Annotated in this window: 21 protein-coding genes; 8 read left to right on the top strand and 13 right to left on the bottom strand. The window is 68.5% G+C overall.

Features of this window, described 5'->3' with window-relative positions; translation table 11 throughout:
* Positions 1-202 precede the first annotated feature (202 nt).
* Positions 203-886, top strand: a complete 684-nt coding sequence (locus JOF40_RS14885) for a hypothetical protein (RefSeq protein ID WP_129184119.1) — start codon at positions 203-205, stop codon at positions 884-886.
* The gene (locus tag JOF40_RS14880; protein ID WP_129184121.1) at positions 879-1451 is read left to right on the top strand and encodes a nitroreductase family protein; all 573 of its coding nucleotides are present in this window, start codon (positions 879-881) and stop codon (positions 1449-1451) included. The genes JOF40_RS14885 and JOF40_RS14880 overlap by 8 nt, the downstream gene beginning before the upstream one ends.
* A 12-nt stretch (positions 1452-1463) precedes the next feature.
* Here the strand turns inward: JOF40_RS14880 and JOF40_RS14875 are convergent, their stop codons facing one another.
* From JOF40_RS14875 to JOF40_RS14865, 3 genes are read right to left on the bottom strand one after another with little or no spacing between them, the layout of a single operon-like run.
* Positions 1464-1826, bottom strand: a complete 363-nt coding sequence (locus tag JOF40_RS14875) for a VOC family protein (RefSeq protein WP_188111835.1) — start codon at positions 1824-1826, stop codon at positions 1464-1466.
* A 49-nt stretch (positions 1827-1875) separates the two neighbouring features.
* Positions 1876-2322 carry a GNAT family N-acetyltransferase gene (locus JOF40_RS14870; protein ID WP_188111836.1) on the bottom strand — a complete coding sequence of 149 codons (447 nt, stop codon included), beginning with the start codon at positions 2320-2322 and terminating at the stop codon, positions 1876-1878.
* A 23-nt stretch (positions 2323-2345) separates the two neighbouring features.
* Positions 2346-2672 (bottom strand): hypothetical protein, encoded by a 327-nt coding sequence (locus tag JOF40_RS14865; RefSeq protein ID WP_129184125.1) that lies wholly within the window; start codon positions 2670-2672, stop codon positions 2346-2348.
* Between the two features lie 168 nt (positions 2673-2840).
* On the opposite strand from JOF40_RS14865, the gene JOF40_RS14860 reads away from it, so the two are divergent.
* Entirely contained in the window at positions 2841-4112 is a 1272-nt protein-coding gene (locus JOF40_RS14860; protein ID WP_129184127.1) for a carboxypeptidase regulatory-like domain-containing protein, read from the top strand.
* A gap of 33 nt (positions 4113-4145) precedes the next feature.
* Here the strand turns inward: JOF40_RS14860 and JOF40_RS14855 are convergent, their stop codons facing one another.
* The 8 genes from JOF40_RS14855 to JOF40_RS14815 all read right to left on the bottom strand — a co-directional run bounded on the left by JOF40_RS14855 (position 4146) and on the right by JOF40_RS14815 (position 11693).
* Entirely contained in the window at positions 4146-5594 is a 1449-nt protein-coding gene (locus JOF40_RS14855; RefSeq protein WP_129184129.1) for a sensor histidine kinase, read from the bottom strand.
* Positions 5591-6280: a response regulator transcription factor gene (locus JOF40_RS14850; protein WP_129184131.1), complete on the bottom strand. Its 690-nt coding sequence runs from the start codon at positions 6278-6280 to the stop codon at positions 5591-5593. Before JOF40_RS14850 ends, JOF40_RS14855 begins: the two co-directional genes overlap by 4 nt.
* Positions 6277-6837 (bottom strand): GerMN domain-containing protein, encoded by a 561-nt coding sequence (locus JOF40_RS14845; protein ID WP_209674628.1) that lies wholly within the window; start codon positions 6835-6837, stop codon positions 6277-6279. Before JOF40_RS14845 ends, JOF40_RS14850 begins: the two co-directional genes overlap by 4 nt.
* Positions 6834-8012, bottom strand: coding sequence for an acyltransferase family protein (locus tag JOF40_RS14840; RefSeq protein ID WP_188111837.1), 1179 nt, complete (start codon positions 8010-8012; stop codon positions 6834-6836). The genes JOF40_RS14845 and JOF40_RS14840 overlap by 4 nt, the downstream gene beginning before the upstream one ends.
* Before the next feature lie 32 nt (positions 8013-8044).
* Entirely contained in the window at positions 8045-8908 is an 864-nt protein-coding gene (locus tag JOF40_RS14835; protein WP_129184137.1) for an SGNH hydrolase domain-containing protein, read from the bottom strand.
* Positions 8909-9144: 236 nt separating this feature from the next.
* Entirely contained in the window at positions 9145-10407 is a 1263-nt protein-coding gene (locus JOF40_RS14830; protein ID WP_129184139.1) for a DUF418 domain-containing protein, read from the bottom strand.
* Between the two features lie 311 nt (positions 10408-10718).
* Positions 10719-11192: a type 2 periplasmic-binding domain-containing protein gene (locus tag JOF40_RS14825; protein ID WP_307800774.1), complete on the bottom strand. Its 474-nt coding sequence runs from the start codon at positions 11190-11192 to the stop codon at positions 10719-10721.
* A 252-nt stretch (positions 11193-11444) separates the two neighbouring features.
* On the bottom strand, positions 11445-11693 hold the full coding sequence (locus tag JOF40_RS14815) for a DUF3072 domain-containing protein (protein WP_129184143.1): 249 nt from the start codon (positions 11691-11693) through the stop codon (positions 11445-11447).
* Positions 11694-11779: 86 nt separating this feature from the next.
* On the opposite strand from JOF40_RS14815, the gene JOF40_RS14810 reads away from it, so the two are divergent.
* Positions 11780-12166, top strand: a complete 387-nt coding sequence (locus JOF40_RS14810) for a low affinity iron permease family protein (RefSeq protein ID WP_129184145.1) — start codon at positions 11780-11782, stop codon at positions 12164-12166.
* An 8-nt stretch (positions 12167-12174) separates the two neighbouring features.
* On the opposite strand, the gene JOF40_RS14805 is transcribed toward JOF40_RS14810, so the two are convergent.
* Positions 12175-12462: a hypothetical protein gene (locus JOF40_RS14805; protein WP_129184147.1), complete on the bottom strand. Its 288-nt coding sequence runs from the start codon at positions 12460-12462 to the stop codon at positions 12175-12177.
* A gap of 77 nt (positions 12463-12539) precedes the next feature.
* Positions 12540-13424: an alpha/beta hydrolase gene (locus tag JOF40_RS14800; RefSeq protein WP_188111840.1), complete on the bottom strand. Its 885-nt coding sequence runs from the start codon at positions 13422-13424 to the stop codon at positions 12540-12542.
* 55 nt (positions 13425-13479) lie between these two features.
* Between JOF40_RS14800 and JOF40_RS14795 the strand changes: the two genes are divergently transcribed.
* From JOF40_RS14795 to JOF40_RS14780, 4 genes are read left to right on the top strand one after another with little or no spacing between them, the layout of a single operon-like run.
* Positions 13480-14133, top strand: coding sequence for an MBL fold metallo-hydrolase (locus JOF40_RS14795; RefSeq protein ID WP_188111841.1), 654 nt, complete (start codon positions 13480-13482; stop codon positions 14131-14133).
* Between the two features lie 15 nt (positions 14134-14148).
* The gene (locus JOF40_RS14790; protein WP_129184153.1) at positions 14149-15684 is read left to right on the top strand and encodes a UDP-N-acetylglucosamine 1-carboxyvinyltransferase; all 1536 of its coding nucleotides are present in this window, start codon (positions 14149-14151) and stop codon (positions 15682-15684) included.
* Positions 15685-15719: 35 nt separating this feature from the next.
* Positions 15720-16487, top strand: coding sequence for a glycerophosphodiester phosphodiesterase family protein (locus JOF40_RS14785; RefSeq protein ID WP_129184155.1), 768 nt, complete (start codon positions 15720-15722; stop codon positions 16485-16487).
* Positions 16484-17815, top strand: a complete 1332-nt coding sequence (locus JOF40_RS14780) for an MFS transporter (protein WP_129184157.1) — start codon at positions 16484-16486, stop codon at positions 17813-17815. Before JOF40_RS14785 ends, JOF40_RS14780 begins: the two co-directional genes overlap by 4 nt.
* Positions 17816-17859: the final 44 nt, after the last annotated feature.

Here is a 17859-nt window from a genome sequence, read left to right as displayed (position 1 = left end):
TGGTCGTGTGGCGAACGAGTCCCGATTGAGCCTGTTCGACGGTCGGAGGCATCGACCGTTGGGCAGCTGCGTCTCCGCGGTGCCGCTGACGTGGCTGGCGATGTTCCGGTCCGCCGACCTGACCTCGGCCCGGACAGCGAGGTTCACCACGAGCGCTGATTCGGCTGTCCGGCGACTGAACGATCTGCAGAACCTTCGGTACATGTTCGCCGCGTACGGCGACGTCTCGCACCACGCGAGCCTGCTGGCCGGCACCATCGCCGCCCATGTGTCGGCGTCGCGATCTGCTCTGGACTCGGCTCGGGTGACGATCGACGTGGGCGAGATCGCGGGGGAGCACCCCGATCCACGCGCCTGGGCACGAGCCCTCGCAGAGGCGCTCGACGCCCTCGACGGGCCAGCACCCGAACCCGCTCCGACCACCGCGCCCGGTGCCGGAGGCGCGGAGATGACGGAGATCGACAAGATCCGCCGCCTGAGGGCTGTCGCCGATCTGGGCATCGGCGAGGCCCGATCGCGTCTTCGCGATCACGAAGGAGACCTGGACGCGGCGCTGGAGGCGATCGAAGCAGCCAAGGGTCACGACGAGCGCGCCCGCGATCGAGCCGGCGCGTTCGTGGCAGGGCTCGTCAGCCCGCAGGAGCTTCCGGACCGGCCGCCATGGCAGGTGCTCCTCGAAGCCAGTTCTCTCGAGTACGGCACCGCATTTCCATCCGCCGACGTGCTCCTGCAGCCATCGCCCGCGGGCGATCGGGATGTTCGCACCCATGCCCGCCTTCTCGGAGAGGCTGTCGAGGCCGGCACCGTCAGGTGGGAGCCGGGTTGGACCGTTCGAGGCAGGACGGCCGAACCTCAGTCCTGGGGCGGAGACTGCAGACATGTCTGACGGCGACGTGCGAGATCGGCCTGAAATGCACCCGGCACTGGCGAGCCGGTTCAGTCCTATGTCATTCGACCCTGACGTCTCGGTCACGCCCGAACAGATCGACGCGCTGCTGGAGGCCGCGCGCATGGCCCCTTCGGCGGGGAACTCCCAGCCGTGGATGTTCGTCGTCGGACGGCGCGGCGACGCCATCCACGAGCGTGTCGTGCGCCATCTCGCCACGAGTTCGTCGATGTGGGCTGGCGCTGCCTCGCTGCTCGTGGTCAATCTCGCTCACGTCTATGTCGAGGGCACGGACAGGTGGGCATACTCCGAGTTCTCGCGCTACGACCTTGGTCAGGCGGTCGCGCACATGACGATCCAGGGTCTGCACATGGGTCTGGATGCCCACCAGTTCCGAGCCTTCGACCGCGATGCCGTGGCCACCGAGTTCTTCGTGCCGCCGCACTGGGAAGTGACTTCGATGACCGCCTTCGGTGTCGCTGCGCACGTCTCGGATGACACTTCCTGCCCGGGGACGAGCAGGGAGCGAGCCACTCGCGCCGAGATCACCTGGCTGCGGGCATGACGGGGCTGAATGTCATCGTCGCGCCGTGAACCGCAGGTAGTATCCGTCGGGATCAGAGACCCGGAAATCGATCAGCCCCCACGGGCGCCTCGTGAGGTCCTCATCCAAGACGATTCGTGCCTCCACGGCATCGTCACGGAATGAGCGAATGTCGTCGACTTCGACGACGAGCTCGGTCCCGGCGGGTATCGCTCGGAGCCCCGGCTCGACCGCTCCGGCCTCGCACGCACCGATCCGCACGTCACTCAGTCTCTGCGAGGCGTACGCAGGCGGACCTTCGCTGCGGCCGGTGACCCTGAACCCCAGACCCATGTAGACGCGAATCGTCCTGTCGAGATCAGACGGAAAGATCTCGACACGCAGTGAGGCGGTCATCTGCTCACCGTGCCATGGGTTCGCCCAGCACGAACCGCGGACCCGTGCCTCACACCCGCTTGCGCATCTGGACGGTGGTGACCTCGAAGCCCATCTGCTCGTACAGCGACTGCGCGCCTGAGTTGAATCCGAAGACCGACAGGCCGACCTCGACCACTCCGCGTTCGCGACACATGTGTTCAGCGGCCGCCATGATGGCTCGGCCGTAGCCCTGACGGCGCAGCTCTGAGGTGACGAGGAAGTCGTATCCGAACGCGTGCAGACCGTCAGATTTCTCGGTGAAGCCGAGCCAGAGCATGCCAACCTCCTCGCCGTCGTCGAACGCCGTCCAGAACTCGTGGCCGGCGGTGTCGACGCCGTGGGGGAGCAGCCTCTCGAAGTCTTCTGCCGCCTTGTGCAGTGCCTCGGGCTCGGGCATCGTCCCCGACTTCACCATGTTGTCCGCGTAGCTTCGTTCAGCGATGGCGCGGTAGGCCCGGTACTGGTCCGCTGACATGGGTGCGAGGCGCACGGACGACATCAGTAGACCGGTCGGTCCATCGTGGCGACGATGATGGGCGTGCCGACAGACACGAGCGCGCAGGCAGTCGCGACGAACCACATCCAACGTGCTGTCCGGCCCCGGAGAACGACGACGAGGTGCGCCAACAGCGCGATCGCGGCGAGTGAGGCGATGACCGTCCCAGCGATGGCCGGCTTGAACGCGGATACGTGCTTCGTTGCCACGCCAGACTCACCGGGCGGCAGGTAGTAGGTCACGGCGATCTGGCTCGCGACCACGACGAGGCCACACACCGCGATCGCGACCAGGATGACGGCGACAACGACGCGGCGCGGTAGGGACATGCACTCATTATGTGGGTGGCCAGCGGGCAACTGAACTCGACGGGAACCCCGCGGTCACGGTCGTGGAACGTGTTCGGCCGCCGCTGGACATCGCACGACATCTCGTGCGAACGTCGATGAGTCGACCTCGGCCGTGACAGGGGTCAGGAACAATCCTCGGGGGGATCCATGAACGTCGCACGTACTGTCCGCACACCGTCGCTGCTCCTGGGGGTGGCCGCCCTCGTCCTCGCAGGGCTGACCTCGCCGGCCCAGGCGGCCGCGAAGACAGGCGCTGTCAAGGGCGTCGTGAAGCTCGACGGCAAGCCGCTGAAGGGTGTGACCATCGAGCTCCACCGCACCGGCGACGATGGGTTCGACTACAAGACGCTCGACGTCGACACCACCAACAGCAAGGGTGCCTACTCGTTCAGGTTCTCGACCGCCGATCCTGAGTACACGGGCCACACCATCCTCATCAAGGATCCTTCCGGGCGGATCGTCAACACGTCGCGCCGATTCAAGGACCGCCCCGGCCGGACGGTCACCCGCAACGCCAGCGTCAAGCCCGGTGCCTCGATCGTCGGTTCGGTGACGCGTGGCGATGGCATCCTCACGAGTCGGCTCCGGGTCGACGTGTTCGGTCCGAGCGACCCGATCGACCACGACCGTGACGAGCCGATGTCCTACGACCCGAGCGCGAAGGCTGCCAGGGACGGCTCGTTCAGGCTCGGGGGACTGCCGGCCGGCGACTACTACCTGCAGTTCGTCGACGACGGCAAGACGTACTTCCCCCAGTGCTACGACAGCCTGCCTGCCGCGACAACCGAGTGCGACGGCACCTTCACGGACGACGAAGAGCCCGTCGGCACCAAGATCACCGTCGGTGCGGGGCAGACGGTCACCGTGAAGCCGCAGACGATGTCCACGAAGGGTCGTCGGATCTCCGGCACGGTCACCGACACCTCGGGACGCCCGATCAGGGGTGCCAGCGTCAGTGCAGCTGGAGTCAGCCAGCCCGGCCAGCTGACCGCCGACTCGGCCAAGTCCGGTGCGTTCACGATCGGCCCTGTCGTCGACGGGAGCTACCGCCTCGCGGTGGCTCCGCACCGCCCATGGGCACCGCAGTCAGTGAGCTCGGCGATCGACGTGAAGGGCGTGGACGTCAGCGGCGTCGCCATCAGGCTCAAGTCCAGGGCGAGCATCAAGGCGACGCTCACTCCCGGCAAGGGCTCGGTCACGGTCGTCGCCGGCATCACCCGTTCGGCGACCGGCAGTAAGCCCGGTGGCAAGGTCACCATCCGATGGGGCTCAGTCGCGAAGACGGTCAACGTCGTCAAGGGCAGGGCCACGGTCAAGCTGTCGGGCCTGCCGAAGGGCACACGCACGATCACCGTGTCCTACGCCGGCACGAGCTCCACCGCGGCGACCAGCAAGACGTTCCGCGCCGCGGTGAAGTAGGCGGGAAGGTGGCGTCGAGCTCGTCGGCCGACGTCAGTCGTCGTGGACGACCACGACGTCGGGGAGGCCCAGCACGAAGCGCGTCCCGCCATCGTGGTGCTCGTCGAGGTCGAGGCTGCCGCCGTGGAGCTCGGCGTTCTCGCGGGCGATCGACAGGCCCAGCCCGCTGCCTTCGCTGCGTCCGCCGCGTGCCGGGTCGCCCTTGACGAACCGGTCGAAGATGTATGGACGCACGTCGGATGGGATGCCCGGACCGTCGTCGACGACGTCGATGACGAGGTCGGCCCCCGTTGCCCGGGCACTCAGCCGGATCGTGGCTGCCTCGCCGGCGTGGCGCACCGCGTTGCCGACGAGGTTGGCCACGATGACGTCGATACGTCGGGGGTCGACCGAGATGCGCAGCTCGTGGGGGACGTCGAGGTCGACCCGCGCCGTCCAGTCACGGGCTGTCAAAGAGCGTCCGACCAGCTCGGAGAGGTTGATCTCGTCCAGTCGCAGTACTGCGGTGCCGGCGTCGAAGCGGGAGATCTCGATGAGCTCCTCGACGAGGCGTGTGAGGTGGTGGGTCTCCTCGGCGACCAGCGTGGCGGCCTCGGCGATGTCGTCGGGCAGCAGATCGGCCTCGTCGGCCAGCAGCCCCGCGACCGCCGTCATGGCTGACAGGGGGGTGCGGAGCTCGTGCGACACGTCCGCGGCGAACCGCCTGGCCTTCGCCTCCATCTGCCGCAGCGTCTCTCGCTCGTCGTGCAGGTCGCGCGACATCTGGTTGAACGAGCGGGCGAGGTCGCCCAGCTCGCCGCGGTCGACTGCAGGAACCTGGATGCCCAGGCGGCCGTTTGACATCTCCTCGACCGCGGCGTGCAGCCTGCGAACCGGGCGCAGCAGGCCCGTCGAGACGAGCAGCGCAAGGATCATCGCGGCGACGACGACAGGGACGGCAGCGGTCGCCGAGGCCTTCACGATCCCGTCGAGCACCGTGTCCTGGGAGCGCAGGGACGTCATGGAGTACACGACCACGCCGGTCGCCGAGTCGTCCGTCCGTGTCACGACCGGCACCGCGACGGCGAGGTAGGTCGATCCGTCCACACGGACGCGCTGCACCAGGGTGCTGGTGGCCGTCCGGGCTTCCCGGCGGATCGATGTCGGCACCGACGGCCCACGTGACGGGGCGACGAGCTCGTCGCCGAACGACGCCGCGTAGGTCGCCTGCGACGACGAGGATTCTGCGCCGGCCGATGGCCCCAGCTGGCTGACCAGCAGTCGCAGCCCGGCTCTGTCGAGCGGAAGCCTCAGGTCAGGCCCGACCGCCTGGACCGACGCCCTCAACCCCGAGACGGCTGCCTGCTGCGACTCGCGCAGCACGACGTCGCGCGCCTGGAGCGTCGTCACGCCGGTTGCGGCAGCGACGGCGAGCACCGAGACGAGTGCGAACGAGAGCAGGAGTCGGCCCCGCAGCGTCGTCGCGGGTGGGCGGATCCTCATGCCGAGAAGCGATAGCCGAAGCCGCGCACGGTCTGCAGGTGGACGGGGTGACGCGGATCGGTCTCGATCTTGGCCCGCAGACGGGTGACGCAGGCGTCGACCATGCGCACCTCGCCGTAGTAGCTCTGCTCCCACACGTGCTCGAGCAGCTGCTGGCGGCTGAAGGCGTGGTCCAGCTGTGAGGACAGGAACAGGAGCAGACGGAGCTCGGTGGGAGTCAGCGACACCTCCGCGCCGCCCTTGCGGACCCGCAAGGATGCGCGGTCGACGGCGAGGTCGCCGAAGACCTCGGCAGGATGGGCGTCGTGGTCGAGCGTCGTCGGCCCGGTGGAGCGGCGGAGCACGGCACGGATGCGCGCGTCGATGACCTCGGCGCTGGCCGGCTTGACGCAGTAGTCGTCGGCTCCGGCGTCGAAGCCGGCGACGATGTCGATGTCGTGGTCGCGTGCCGACAAGATGACGACCGGCACCGTCCCGCGTGCGCGGATCAGCTTGCAGACCTCGATGCCGTTGATGCCGGGGATCATGAGGTCCAGCACGACGATGTCGGGCGGCGACGCGATGATCGAGTCGAGGGCGTCTCGCCCGTCGGCGACCGCCTCGACGTCGTGGCCCAGGCGCTTGAGCCCCATCGTCACGGCCCGCCTGACGGCGAGGTCGTCCTCGACCAGCAGCACGCGGCTCACTGCGAACCTCCAGAGGTGTCGGACGGGCGGTCGACCATCGTGACGTCACCGGTGTCGTTGCAGCGCATCTGCGCGCCCTGCGTGTCGCCGGGTTCGTGCATGTCGACCACGACCTGGTCGGGGGCGACATTGCCGGGGACGCCGGGGGAGGCCGCCACCGTGCACGCGATCTGGAGGATGGCCTGGGAGTCGATGCGGGAGAACGTCGACGGCAGGGCGACATCGACGCGGCCGGTTCGTGCCGTCGCGGTCAGGCTGCCGAAGTCTGGGGGAATGGCGGTCGTGATGCCCCGCGAGCGCTCGGCACCGGTCGGTCCCTCGAGCAGGAGATCCAGCGACGTCTGCACGTCGGATGCGGGCACGCGCTGCCTCCACACCGTCCACAGCCCCCGGGATGTGGTCAGGTAGATGCTCGTCCCTCTGGCAGAGGATGCGGGGGACGTGGCCACGGTGGCCGGCGATCCGCCCGGTCCCGGGTCGCTGGCGCCGAGGCCGACGCCGCACGATGCCGCGAGCAGCGCGGAGGCAACCACCACGAGGCCGCGCATCGACGTCACAGCCTGCTCACGTCGACGGTGCCGGTGCCGAGGTCGGGCTGGGGCAGGCCCAGCCAGAGCAGGGTGATCGCGGCGATCGCGGCGACCAGGGCTGCTGCGCCGGCCGGTCCGCGAGCCCACCGTGCTCGCGAGCGGATCGGGTCCTCGATGAAGCGGGTCGACAACAACCCGACCGCGACCGATGCGAACATCACCAACAACGCCTCGATCCAGTGGCTGCCGGTCTTCAGCGAGCCCGGCATCAGGACGACGATCGGCCAGTGCCATAGGTAGATACTGTACGAGGCGTCACCGATCACGCGCGGGACGCGGGTGCCGGCGGCACGTCCGACAACGGTGTCGGCTCGGGTGCTGAGGATCGCGATGAGGCCCGCGGCGAGCGCCGAGTGCATCAGCAGGCCGCCCCGGTAGAGCCACGCCGCATCGGTGCCGGGCACGGCGATCCACAGCGCGAGCATCGCGGCGGCCAGCAGGACGGTCAGCGCCTCGGCGGTGCGACGGCCGACGGAGGCGGCCACCTGCTGGACGGGCCGCGTGGCGACCGCAGCCCCGAGCAGCAGCGCGAAGGCGCGGGTGTCGGTGCCCTCGTACGCACGGGTCTGGTCGAGGGTGCCCCAGTGGACCATCGCGGCGGCTGAGGCGGCGGCCATCGCGACGATTGCGGCCAGTGCCACCGCTTCCTGGCGACGACGCCGGAAGAGCACCATGACCACGACGGGCCAGACGAGGTAGAACTGCCACTCGACTGCGATGCTCCACAGGTGGGCGAAGACGCGGCCGTCGCTGCCTGCATAGTCGATGTGGTCGCTGATGAAGTACCAGTTCGTCAGCTGGGCCATGGCCCAGGGCGAGTCGTCGATCGCGAAGAAGCGGACGTCCGCGGTGCCAGCCAGCCACGTCGCGACGAGCACGACGGGGACGAGCACGAGGAACGCCGGCTGAAGACGGCGGGCACGGCGTCCGAGGAAGGCCATCAGGTCGACACGACCGCTGTGCCGGGCCTCGCTGATCAACGCACGTGTGATGACGAAGCCCGACAGCACGAAGAACAGGTCGACGCCGAAGAATCCGCCGCGGAGCACACCGGTGTGGAACAAGACGACCGCGACGACCGCGACGCCCCGCAGGCCGTCGAGCTGGCGCAGCCTGCCGATGCCGGAGACGAGCTCCGACACCGGCTGGGTCCGCGGAGCAGAGGGGAGTGGTGTCATCGACCCGGTGTCGAGCACTTGTTCGTGGCGAATTCCTTGGCGTCGGTCCAGTCGCCGGTCGCCCAGGTCGCCGGAGCGGCGGGTGCCACGCCGGTGGCTTTCTTGGCCTGCTGCGTGAACCAGGCCGCGAACGCTGCGGCCCCCTGCTGGCAGTTGTGGGTGCCATCGGCGCTGCGAAGCGCCTGAACGGCCTTCGGGTCGGTGCCCCAGAGCTGTGACGAGTCGACGAACGTGACCGTGCCCTTGCTCGACTCGGCGATGTCCTTGGCCACGACCGGAGCGGTCGCCATCTGCTTGGCGTGCTTGCCGAAGAAGCCGCCGTCGACGACCGGCGGAGCCGAGACCATGACGAGCTTCGCGCCGGCGGACTCGGCCGCCGTGGCGAGCTTGGCGTAGCTCTGCTTCTGCTGCTCCTCGGTGCCCCAGTCGTAGACCGTGATCTGGTAGACGATCGTGGTCGCCTTCATGTCCTTGGCCGCCTTGGCGACGTCGGCCAGGCTCTCCTCTGCGATTTTCTTGGAGTCGTCGTCATCGCCGGCGGCGACGACGTTGCCACCGCCGGGCGTGGCGATGCTGCGGAACGAGGCACCGGCGCTCGTGAACGCGGCTTCGAGAGCGGGTGCCTCCGCCTTGGCGATCGAGTCGCCGGCGAAGAGGATGCGGGCGCTGGTCGTCGTCGCGCTCGGCTGGGTCTTGACGTCGGCCGCTGCGGGGGATGAGTCGGTCTTGTCCTGTGCGCTGCAGCCGCCGAGGACGGCAGCGGAGATGGTCGCCATGCCCACCATGGCTCCGATGCGTCGCCTGCGGCGTGCCGCGGAGGAGGAGCGCGGGGTGGTCAGGTGGGTGTAGGTGGTTGTCATGCTTCTAGGAGACCAGCGGCCCGAGGCCCAATCCGGGCTTGTCACAGACCTGTCACAGAGCTCGCACGAAACTGCGACATCCCGGTGCGCGTCGGGCTGTCACGACGAGCCTGAGCAACGCAGGATGCCGCGGGTGAGTCAGGCTCACCCGCGGCATTCGCCACTCCCATCGGCCGTGTCGTGGTCGATGGATCACCCTCGGAGCAGGCAGCGCTCCTGAGCGATTCGACAGCTCGTCACGGAGCCGCCACCCGGCCAGACAGGCGGGTGACGGCGACGTGCTGCAGCCATTCGAGCGGACCTCTCGTGAAGAATCGTCTCCACACGACGGAGACGATGAGCGCGCCGGCGATGAACAGGAGGTAGTTCCGCGCGTTGCCGGTGGGGATGAACCCCAGGGGAGTGCCGTTGCCGGTGACGAGGAAGTGCACGCAGTACCAGGTCAGCGACATGCTGCCGAAGGCGGCGACAGGCCACAGGAACCGCTTCGCGCCTGTCCGCTCCATGAGCATCAGGAAGGCGCCGAGCAGCGCGGTGATCAGTCCGGCGACCATGACGCAGTCCACGATGCTGAAGTAGGGGGTGGTCGGTCCGGGAGCCGCGTGCGACAGGAGCGACTGCCAGGGCACGTCGGGGCTGGCCGACTTCTCGCTCGCGGCGAAGGCCTTGTCTGAGCCGATGAGCGCGGGCGACACCAGGCCGACCACGAGAGCACCGACGCCGACGGCTGCGCCCCACACCGCCATGCGCACGCGTGTGGCGTGGTCCCTCAGGTCGAGCCGGCCGAGAGCCAGTCCCAGGAAGAGGAACGGCAGGATCGCGATGGTGTCCTGCGTGACGCCGCCGCTGCCGAAGACAAGAGCCTTGAAGAAGGGTCCCCACGCCTCCGGGTGGACCAGGAGAGCGAACCCGGACACGTCGTCCATGAGCCGCATGTCGTGCATCGAGGGGTCGAACATGCCGGCGTTGTTCAGCAGGATCTTGACGACGGGGGTGACGACGCTGAAGACGCCCGCGCACCACAGCAGCGGTCGAGCGCCGAGGACTGTGAACGGCATGAGGATGATGATCCACAGGGTGTAGTAGGTCAGGATCTCGACGCCGCCGAACCCTGCTTGCCCGAGCGACAGACCCACGACGAACAGGAAGACGGCCCTGATGCCGAGCTTGCGCCAGCTCCCGAAGAGCTCACGTCCGCGGTAACGACGGAAGCCGCCGGTTCCCAGGGCGACGGTGAGTCCGGCGAGGACGAAGAAGATGTCTCGCGGCCGGAGTCCGAGCACGATGGTGATCCATTGCCACGCGGTCGTGTCGAACGCGCCGGCCGCCGACATGTCGGGCGCAGGGGCGTTGGCCGGCACGGGTGCCCACGACCCGATGGTGAAGTGGGACCACACCATGCCCATGATGGCCAGGGCCCGCAGCACGTCGATGCCGAGCAGGCGGCCGCGGGGAGTGTTCGATCTCTGGATCGTTGATGTCTCGGCTGGTTGAGCCATGGCAGTGCGTTCCTTACTGGTGGACGACGGATGCCACGACGTGCTTCACCGAAACCTCGGAACCGACCGCGCACGCCGCGACGCGTCCATGCCACCAGCCGAACTGACGCCAGGACCCCGCTGTCACACCGCTGTCATCGAAATGCAGCCGTCTCGGCACAGTCGGCTCATCTGAGGCGCCTGGTCTCGATGACGTCGGTGGGGGTGATCCACGGGGGAGCGGGACCACGTTCTGGATCGGTCTGCATTCGGCTGGCTTCGAGCTCGTCGCCATCGCCCCGCCGCGCCATCCTCAGACGTATTCGTCTGGACTATGCACTCGGCCAGGAGGCAGAGTCGGGTGAAGGTTCGTCGGGCGTTGCTTCGCCGAGCAGGTCGTTCAGAGCGATGTTGAGGGCGTCACGGGTGGCGGGCGAGGCGCACGCGAAAGCACCTGTGGCGGGCGGAACCTCCTGGTCGGGCACGGTGACCACCGCGAGGTCGGCGAGGGACGGATCGGTGGCGAGGTGTTCCCGGTGCGCGAGCGCGACGCTCGCATAGCCTCCAGCGCGCCCGTCGAGCACGGCTGAAAGAGCATCGTCGTACTCGTCGAAGTAGATCAGTTGATCGCGGGGCAGGCCGTTCCGCACGGCATTCTCTGCCTGCACCTGGTCTCGCAGCACAGCAAGTGTGAGGCCAGCGGCCGCGAACGATCGGTAGCCGTCAATCGTCTCCGCATGACGAGCAGGCAGCCTCGAAATGAACCCCGAGACGGGCGAATGCTGCACGGGCGAGCGAGACGTCACAGCCATTCAGCACGCCGTCGTCGTCGAGGTAGTTGAACGGACGCTCATCAATCCACGCAAATCTCACGGCCCGATTCTCGCGGATGACTCAGTTGATGCGCCACAGGCCTACTCGTGGTCAACGTCATGTATTCGTCGGCTCGGCCGCCTGGCCGACACCTCATCACTTCGGTGACACGTGCCGTTAGTTAACATAATGTGCATTATCGGACAACTGTGATCAGCCTGAAGGGCGGGTGCTGCCGTGCCGATTCAGCTGTCTGCGCCGCGGCCCGTCACGCCCTGCAGTCGCTCGATGTGCTCGGACGCCTGCGCCTTGGTGAGATCGGCGTCGAGCGTCTCGCCGGCCTCGCGAGCCAGCGTGTCGAGGTAGCTGCGCTGAGCACCGGTCATCGGCTCGTCGCCGGTGACCCAGTCATCGGGATCCTTCTCGGTCGAGCTCGGCTCTCCGGCTCCCAGCACGTCATTGTCATTGGTCGAATGCATGTTCGATTCAGTCATGTCGCCCACGCTACGTCGGACGACCGACGGATGCATCTCGAGCTCATCACTCGCGGACGCCCCGGTTCAGCACTAGGTTTCACGCCATGAAGACGCACGAGGTGCAGACCCGCGGCGACGACCGCTCGCCGTTCGACCGGTTCGTCGAGGCCGCCTACCAGCGGGTCAGCCGTGCGCCGTTCTTCGGGCTGTGCGCCGGCATCGTCATCATCTGGTTCGTCAGTGTGCCGCTGTGGCCCGACCTGAAGGCGTGGCAGGTCGCGATCCACACGGTTGCCTCGGTCATCTCCCTGCTCCTGCTCGTGCTGCTCGAGAACGCCAGCAGGCGAGCCGAGGAGGCCTCGCAGGAGAAGCTCAACGTCATCGCCGAGGCCCTGTCGGACCTGATGGTCTCAGGCGGTCGGAACGATCCCGACCTGGCCGAGGCCGCGCGCAAGCTGCGCGAGGCCGTCGGCCTGGAGGAGCGTCACTGACGCGGTCGTCAACTCTGCTGGGCGACGTCGAAGGCGACGGCACCGTCGGGCTGCACCTGGGCGTCGAGCACCTTGTCGTCGAGGATCGCCGCGGCGGTCTCGTCGAGGAACACCCGTGCTCCGTGCTCGTCGAGCACCTGGTCACCCGGTTCGGGGACAGCGGCGGCTGTCAACGTGAGGCCGGTCTCGGCCCCCTGCTCGGTTGTGCTGATCCGCAGTCCGGAGGCGTCCGCGTCGGGCACCTGGTCAGCGATCTGCTTGACGATGTCGGCTGCTGTGTCGGTCAGGGTGAGCATGTCGTTCTCCCATTCTTCGGTGTCGTGGCCAAACATCCACACTTGCCGACACGGCGCTCGATGGCAAATGCGCGCCGTCAGGACGTCGCCGCTCGCACGTGAGCCGCGAGGTCGGTGAGCAGCCCACGAGCCTGCACGGGGTCGTCGCCGTCCAAGAAGTAGTGATCGCGCCCCGGGACGACCCGGTGCTCGACCAGCAGCCCTTCGGACGCGAGGCGTGCCGCATACGCATCGCCCTCTGCCCGGAGTGAGTCGTGGGCGGCCGTGAAGACGACCGCAGGTGGCAGCCCTGCCACGGACTCGGCCAGCAACGGCGACGCATACGGCTCGGCGCGCCGCGCGGCGTCCTTGAAGTACGTCGCACGCACGAGCGTCAGCAGCTCCGGACCGATCATCGGGTGCGCGATGGTCGACGGCTTGGCGTGGACGTCGCCGGCGACGTCGAGCGACGGGACGGCGAGCAGCTGCAGCAGCGGCGTGACCGTCCCGAGATCGCGGGCCTGCAGGCAGGCCGACGCCGCGAGGTTGCCGCCACCGCTGAAGCCCCCCACCGTGATGCGTCGGGCGTCCAGACCCCACTCCCCTGCGTGCTCGCCGAGCCAGGCGAGGACGTCGTGCGCCTGCTCGTGCGCCACGGGGTACCGCACGCGCGGAGCGACCAGGTAGTCGACGTTCACCACGGCGACACCCGCCTCCGCCACCAGGAACCGGCAGAAGAAGTCATCCATCTTCGGGTACCGCATGATGAACGCGCCGCCGTGGAAGTGCACGTACACAGGCGGTGACGTCACCCCGGGCGGCAGGTAGACGTCGACCTTGACGCGCCCGTGCCGGGTGAGCACCCGGCGCCCGACCGGACGCGGAAGATCACGGCCCGCGAACTGCAGCGATCGGCCATAGTTCACCGTCACGGGGGCCAGCACACCGGACATCAGCGCGTACGCGTCGTGGATCAGTCCCATGCACGGTGTTCGTAGCAGCGGGGCCGCCGGTTGGCTGCTGGTGCACGATGGGGGCATGGACATCACGCGATTCGGCCACGCCGCCGTGCTGGTGGAGGTCGCCGGCACCCGCATCCTGATCGATCCCGGCACCTTCAGCACCGGCGAGGTCTTCGAGCTCACGGGCCTCGATGCGATCGTCGTCACGCACCAGCACCCCGATCACCTCGACCAGGACCGTGCGCCGGCGCTGCTCGGGCACAACCCCGACGCCCTGCTGCTGTGCGACCCCGAGACCGCCGCCCTCGTGTCGTTCGGGTCGTGGGCCGAGAACGCCGACGGCCTCGACACGCCGGTCGGACCCGTGACGCTGCGCGGCGTCGGTGCGCAGCACGCCGTGATCCTGCCGTCGATCCCCCGCATCGGCAACGTCGGCGTCATCGTGAGTGCGCCCGGCGAGCCGACCCTGTTCCACCCCGGCGACACGTACGAGTACGCACCGGACGGCGTCGACGTCCTCGCGGTCCCGCTGTCGGCACCCTGGGCCAAGTCGAGCGAGACGGTCGACTTCGTCCAGCGGGTCTCCCCCACGACGATCTTCCCCATCCACGACTGCACGATCTCGGACGTCGCCTACGGCATCTACTGGGGCCAGGTGTCGGGGCACGGCGGTGTCGACGACGCACGACTCGTCGACCAGACCGGGTCGTTTGAGTTATCTCATAACTGAGATAACGTTGCCGACATGAGTGTTCGCGACGACTACCCCTCCCGCATCGGGGCCCTCATCAGGGACGCTCGACAGCACAGCGGGCTCACCCAGGCTGAGCTGGCGACCGAGCTGAAGACCAGCCAGAGCGCCATCAACCGCATCGAGAAGGGTCAGCAGAACCTGACCCTCGACATGCTGGCCCGCATCGGCAGCGCCCTCGACTCCGAGCTCGTCAGCGTCGGAACGTCCGGCCCCAGCCACCTGCGAGTGGCCGGTGGCACGACGCTGTCGGGCACGATCGACGTCAAGTCGAGCAAGAACGCCGGCGTCGCCCTGCTGTGCGCCTCGCTGCTCAACGCCGGCACCACGGTCCTGCGCAAGGTCGCCCGCATCGAGGAGGTCAACCGACTCCTCGAGGTGCTGACGTCGATCGGCGTCAAGGCCACGTGGCTCAACGCCGAGAACGACCTCGAGCTGGTCGTGCCGGCCGAGCTCGACCTCGCCGCGATGGACGCCGACGCCGCTCGACGCACCCGCAGCATCATCATGTTCCTGGGCCCCCTGATGCACCGCTACGACGACTTCGAGCTGCCGTACGCCGGTGGCTGCGATCTCGGCACGCGCACCGTCGAGCCGCACATGACGGCGCTGCGTCCGTTCGGCCTCAAGGTCGTCGCGACCGAGGGCAGCTACCACGCCACAGCTGCCGCGGGTGCCGGCCCCGAGCGTCCGATTGTCCTGACCGAGCGCGGCGACACCGTCACCGAGAACGCGCTGCTGGCGGCCGCCCGCTACGACGGCGTCACCGTCATCCGCAACGCCAGCCCCAACTACATGGTGCAGGACCTGTGCTTCTTCCTGGTCAAGCTCGGTGTCGGCATCGACGGCATCGGCACCACGACGCTGCGCGTCACCGGCAAGCCCGTCATCAACTGCGACGTCGAGTACGCCCCCAGCGAGGATCCCATCGAGGCGATGAGCCTCATCGCGGCGGCGATCGTCACCAAGTCGAGCATCACGGTGCGCCGGGTGCCGATCGAGTTCATGGAGATCGAGCTCGCCCTGCTCGAGGAGATGGGCTTCGAGTACGATCGCACCGAGGAGTACCCCGCCGAGAACGGCGAGACCCGTCTCGTCGACATCACGACGCACGCATCTGTGCTGCACGCCCCGATCGACAAGATCCACCCCATGCCGTTCCCGGGCCTCAACATCGACAACCTGCCGTTCTTCGCCGTCATCGCGGCGACGGCCGAGGGCCAGACGATGCTGCACGACTGGGTCTACGAGAACCGGGCGATCTACCTGACCGAGCTCAACAAGCTGGGTGCGTCGGTCAAGCTGCTCGACCCTCACCGCGTGCTGATCGAGGGTCCGACGCACTGGAGCGGCACCGAGCTCGTGTGCCCTCCGGCGCTGCGTCCGGCCGTCGTGATCCTGCTGGCGATGCTCGCGGCCAAGGGCACGAGCGTCCTGCGCAGCGTCTACGTCATCAACCGCGGCTACGAGGATCTCGCCGAGCGGCTCAACGCCCTCGGCGCGCAGATCGAGACCTTCCGCGACATCTGAGCGCAGCTGCACCTGCGAGGGCTTAGCGTGGGGGCGTGTCCGGCTACCTCGACTCCCCTCCCCTGGCCCTCGCGCACCGCGGAGGATCGGGTGTGGGCGACAACGTCGGCATCGAGAACTCGATGGCGGCGTTCGCCCACGCCTACCAGCTGGGCTTCCGCTACCTCGAGACCGACGTGCGCTCGTCGTCGGACGGGGTGGTCTACGCCATCCACGACGCCGCGCTCGACCGGCTCACCGGCAACGCCGGCGCCGTCAGCGACCTGACGGCCGAGTCGCTCGACCTGCAACGACTCGACCAGCGTGAGCCGTTCGCGAGGCTCGAGGCGCTGTACGAGACCTTCGGCGACGCCCGGCTCAACATCGACCTCAAGTCCGCCGACGTGGTCGAGGCGACCTGCGAGCTCGTCCGTCGCCTCGGCGTCGTCGACCGGACCCTGCTGGCGTCGTTCTCGCACCGCCGGCTGCGTCAGGCCCGCCGGCTGCTGCCCGGGGTCGCCACCTCGGCGTCGAGCGTCGAGGCCGCGCTGGTCAAGCTGCTGCCCACGATGCTGCTGCGCCGACTCAGGCTGGCTCCGGTGTGCCTGCAGGTGCCGGTCGACCACGGACCGGTGCAGGTCGTGACCCCCGGTTTCGTCCACAAGGCACACGCCCTGGGGCTGCAGGTGCACGTCTGGACGATCGACGACGCGGCCGAGATGCACCGGCTGCTCGACCTCGGCGTCGACGGCATCGTGACCGATCGCACCGATGTGCTCAAGGACGTCCTGACCGCACGAGGTTCCTGGAAGGACCCACGATGAGCAGCTCCCCCGCCTCCTCCGCCGTCGCCGACGCCACCCGGCGCGGGCCCGTCATCGCGTGGAGCCTGTGGGACTGGGGCTCGGCCGCGTTCAACGCAGTGATCGTGACCTTCGTCTTCTCGGTCTACCTGACCGACTCGGTCGGCGACGACCTGTCGGGACCGGTCTCGGCGAGCTCCTGGCTGGGCTGGTCGGTCGGTGCCGCGAGCCTCGTGATCGCGGTGCTCGCACCCGTCATGGGCCAGCGCTCGGACGCGTCGGGGCACCGCAAGCGCTCGCTCGCGCTGCTGACGCTGTCGGTCGTGGTGACGACTGCCCTGATGTTCCTGGTCGAGGACAGCCCCTCGTACCTGTGGCTCGGCCTCGTGCTGATCGCCGTCGGCACGGTGCTGTTCGAGCTCGCGCAGGTGCCGTACTTCTCGATGCTGCGTCAGGTCTCGACCCCCGAGACCGTCGGACGGGTCTCCGGCGTCGGCTGGGCGTTCGGCTACCTCGGCGGCATCGTCCTGCTGATCATCGTCTACGTCGGACTGATCTCCGGCGACGGCGGGCTGCTCGGCGTCAGCACCGACAACGGTCTCAACATCCGGTGGGTCGCCGTCGTCGCCGCGGTGTGGTTCCTGGTCTTCTCGATCCCGGTGCTCTTCGCGGTGCCGGAGCTTCCGGCTGACGCCAGCCCCGTGCCGAACGTGGGCTTCCGGGAGTCGTACCGGGTCCTGTTCGCCGAGATCCGGACGATGTGGCGCGACGACCGTCACGTGCTGCAGTTCCTCATCGCGAGCGCCCTGTTCCGCGACGGCCTCGCAGGAGTGTTCACCTTCGGCGCCGTCATCGCGGTCAGCGTCTACGGCTTCACCGACGACACCGTGATCCCGTTCGGCATCGCCGCCAACGTCGCCGCCGCCGCGGGAGCGATCGTCGCCGGAAGGCTCGACGACCGGCTCGGCCCGCGACGCGTCATCGTCTTCTCGCTGCTCGCGATGCTCGGCGCCGGTGCGATCCTGCTGTTCCTCGACGGCATGGCCGCGTTCTGGGTGTTCGGCCTGGTGCTGTGCCTGTTCGTCGGCCCGGCGCAGTCGGCCTCGCGCACGTACCTCGTGCGCCTGACGCCCCCGGGCAAGGAGGGCCAGCACTTCGGCCTCTACGCCATGACCGGGCGGGCGGCATCCTTCCTCGCACCGACGCTCTTCGGCCTGTTCGCGTTCGCCCTCGGCGACGACCGGTGGGGCATCATCGGCATCATGCTGGTGCTCCTGGTCGGCCTGCTGGCGTTGCTCAAGGTGCCGCCGCTGACCGGCGACCGCGCGTCCTCACCGGCAACTGTGTAGAAAAACCCGCTCAGGGGAATCTCATGTGTGTCATCTACGTTGGA

The organism is Aeromicrobium fastidiosum (genome assembly GCF_017876595.1).
GTDB lineage: Bacteria > Actinomycetota > Actinomycetes > Propionibacteriales > Nocardioidaceae > Aeromicrobium > Aeromicrobium fastidiosum.
Note: the sequence above shows the minus strand (reverse complement) of the source record. Positions and strands in the feature narration are given on the sequence as shown.

Bases quoted from the DNA above. Each gene is read 5' to 3' on its own strand.
- JOF40_RS14835 (WP_129184137.1), bottom strand. From the start codon at position 8,908: ATGACAACCACCTACACCCACCTGACCACCCCGCGCTCCTCCTCCGCG.
- JOF40_RS14815 (WP_129184143.1), bottom strand. From the start codon at position 11,693: ATGACTGAATCGAACATGCATTCGACCAATGACAATGACGTGCTGGGA.
- JOF40_RS14830 (WP_129184139.1), bottom strand. From the start codon at position 10,407: ATGGCTCAACCAGCCGAGACATCAACGATCCAGAGATCGAACACTCCC.
- JOF40_RS14780 (WP_129184157.1), top strand. From the start codon at position 16,484: ATGAGCAGCTCCCCCGCCTCCTCCGCCGTCGCCGACGCCACCCGGCGC.
- JOF40_RS14855 (WP_129184129.1), bottom strand. From the start codon at position 5,594: ATGAGGATCCGCCCACCCGCGACGACGCTGCGGGGCCGACTCCTGCTC.
- JOF40_RS14875 (WP_188111835.1), bottom strand. From the start codon at position 1,826: ATGACCGCCTCACTGCGTGTCGAGATCTTTCCGTCTGATCTCGACAGG.
- JOF40_RS14860 (WP_129184127.1), top strand. From the start codon at position 2,841: ATGAACGTCGCACGTACTGTCCGCACACCGTCGCTGCTCCTGGGGGTG.
- JOF40_RS14865 (WP_129184125.1), bottom strand. From the start codon at position 2,672: ATGTCCCTACCGCGCCGCGTCGTTGTCGCCGTCATCCTGGTCGCGATC.
- JOF40_RS14800 (WP_188111840.1), bottom strand. From the start codon at position 13,424: ATGGGACTGATCCACGACGCGTACGCGCTGATGTCCGGTGTGCTGGCC.
- JOF40_RS14880 (WP_129184121.1), top strand. From the start codon at position 879: ATGTCTGACGGCGACGTGCGAGATCGGCCTGAAATGCACCCGGCACTG.
- JOF40_RS14885 (WP_129184119.1), top strand. From the start codon at position 203: ATGTTCGCCGCGTACGGCGACGTCTCGCACCACGCGAGCCTGCTGGCC.
- JOF40_RS14810 (WP_129184145.1), top strand. From the start codon at position 11,780: ATGAAGACGCACGAGGTGCAGACCCGCGGCGACGACCGCTCGCCGTTC.
- JOF40_RS14795 (WP_188111841.1), top strand. From the start codon at position 13,480: ATGGACATCACGCGATTCGGCCACGCCGCCGTGCTGGTGGAGGTCGCC.
- JOF40_RS14805 (WP_129184147.1), bottom strand. From the start codon at position 12,462: ATGCTCACCCTGACCGACACAGCAGCCGACATCGTCAAGCAGATCGCT.
- JOF40_RS14870 (WP_188111836.1), bottom strand. From the start codon at position 2,322: ATGTCAGCGGACCAGTACCGGGCCTACCGCGCCATCGCTGAACGAAGC.
- JOF40_RS14790 (WP_129184153.1), top strand. From the start codon at position 14,149: ATGAGTGTTCGCGACGACTACCCCTCCCGCATCGGGGCCCTCATCAGG.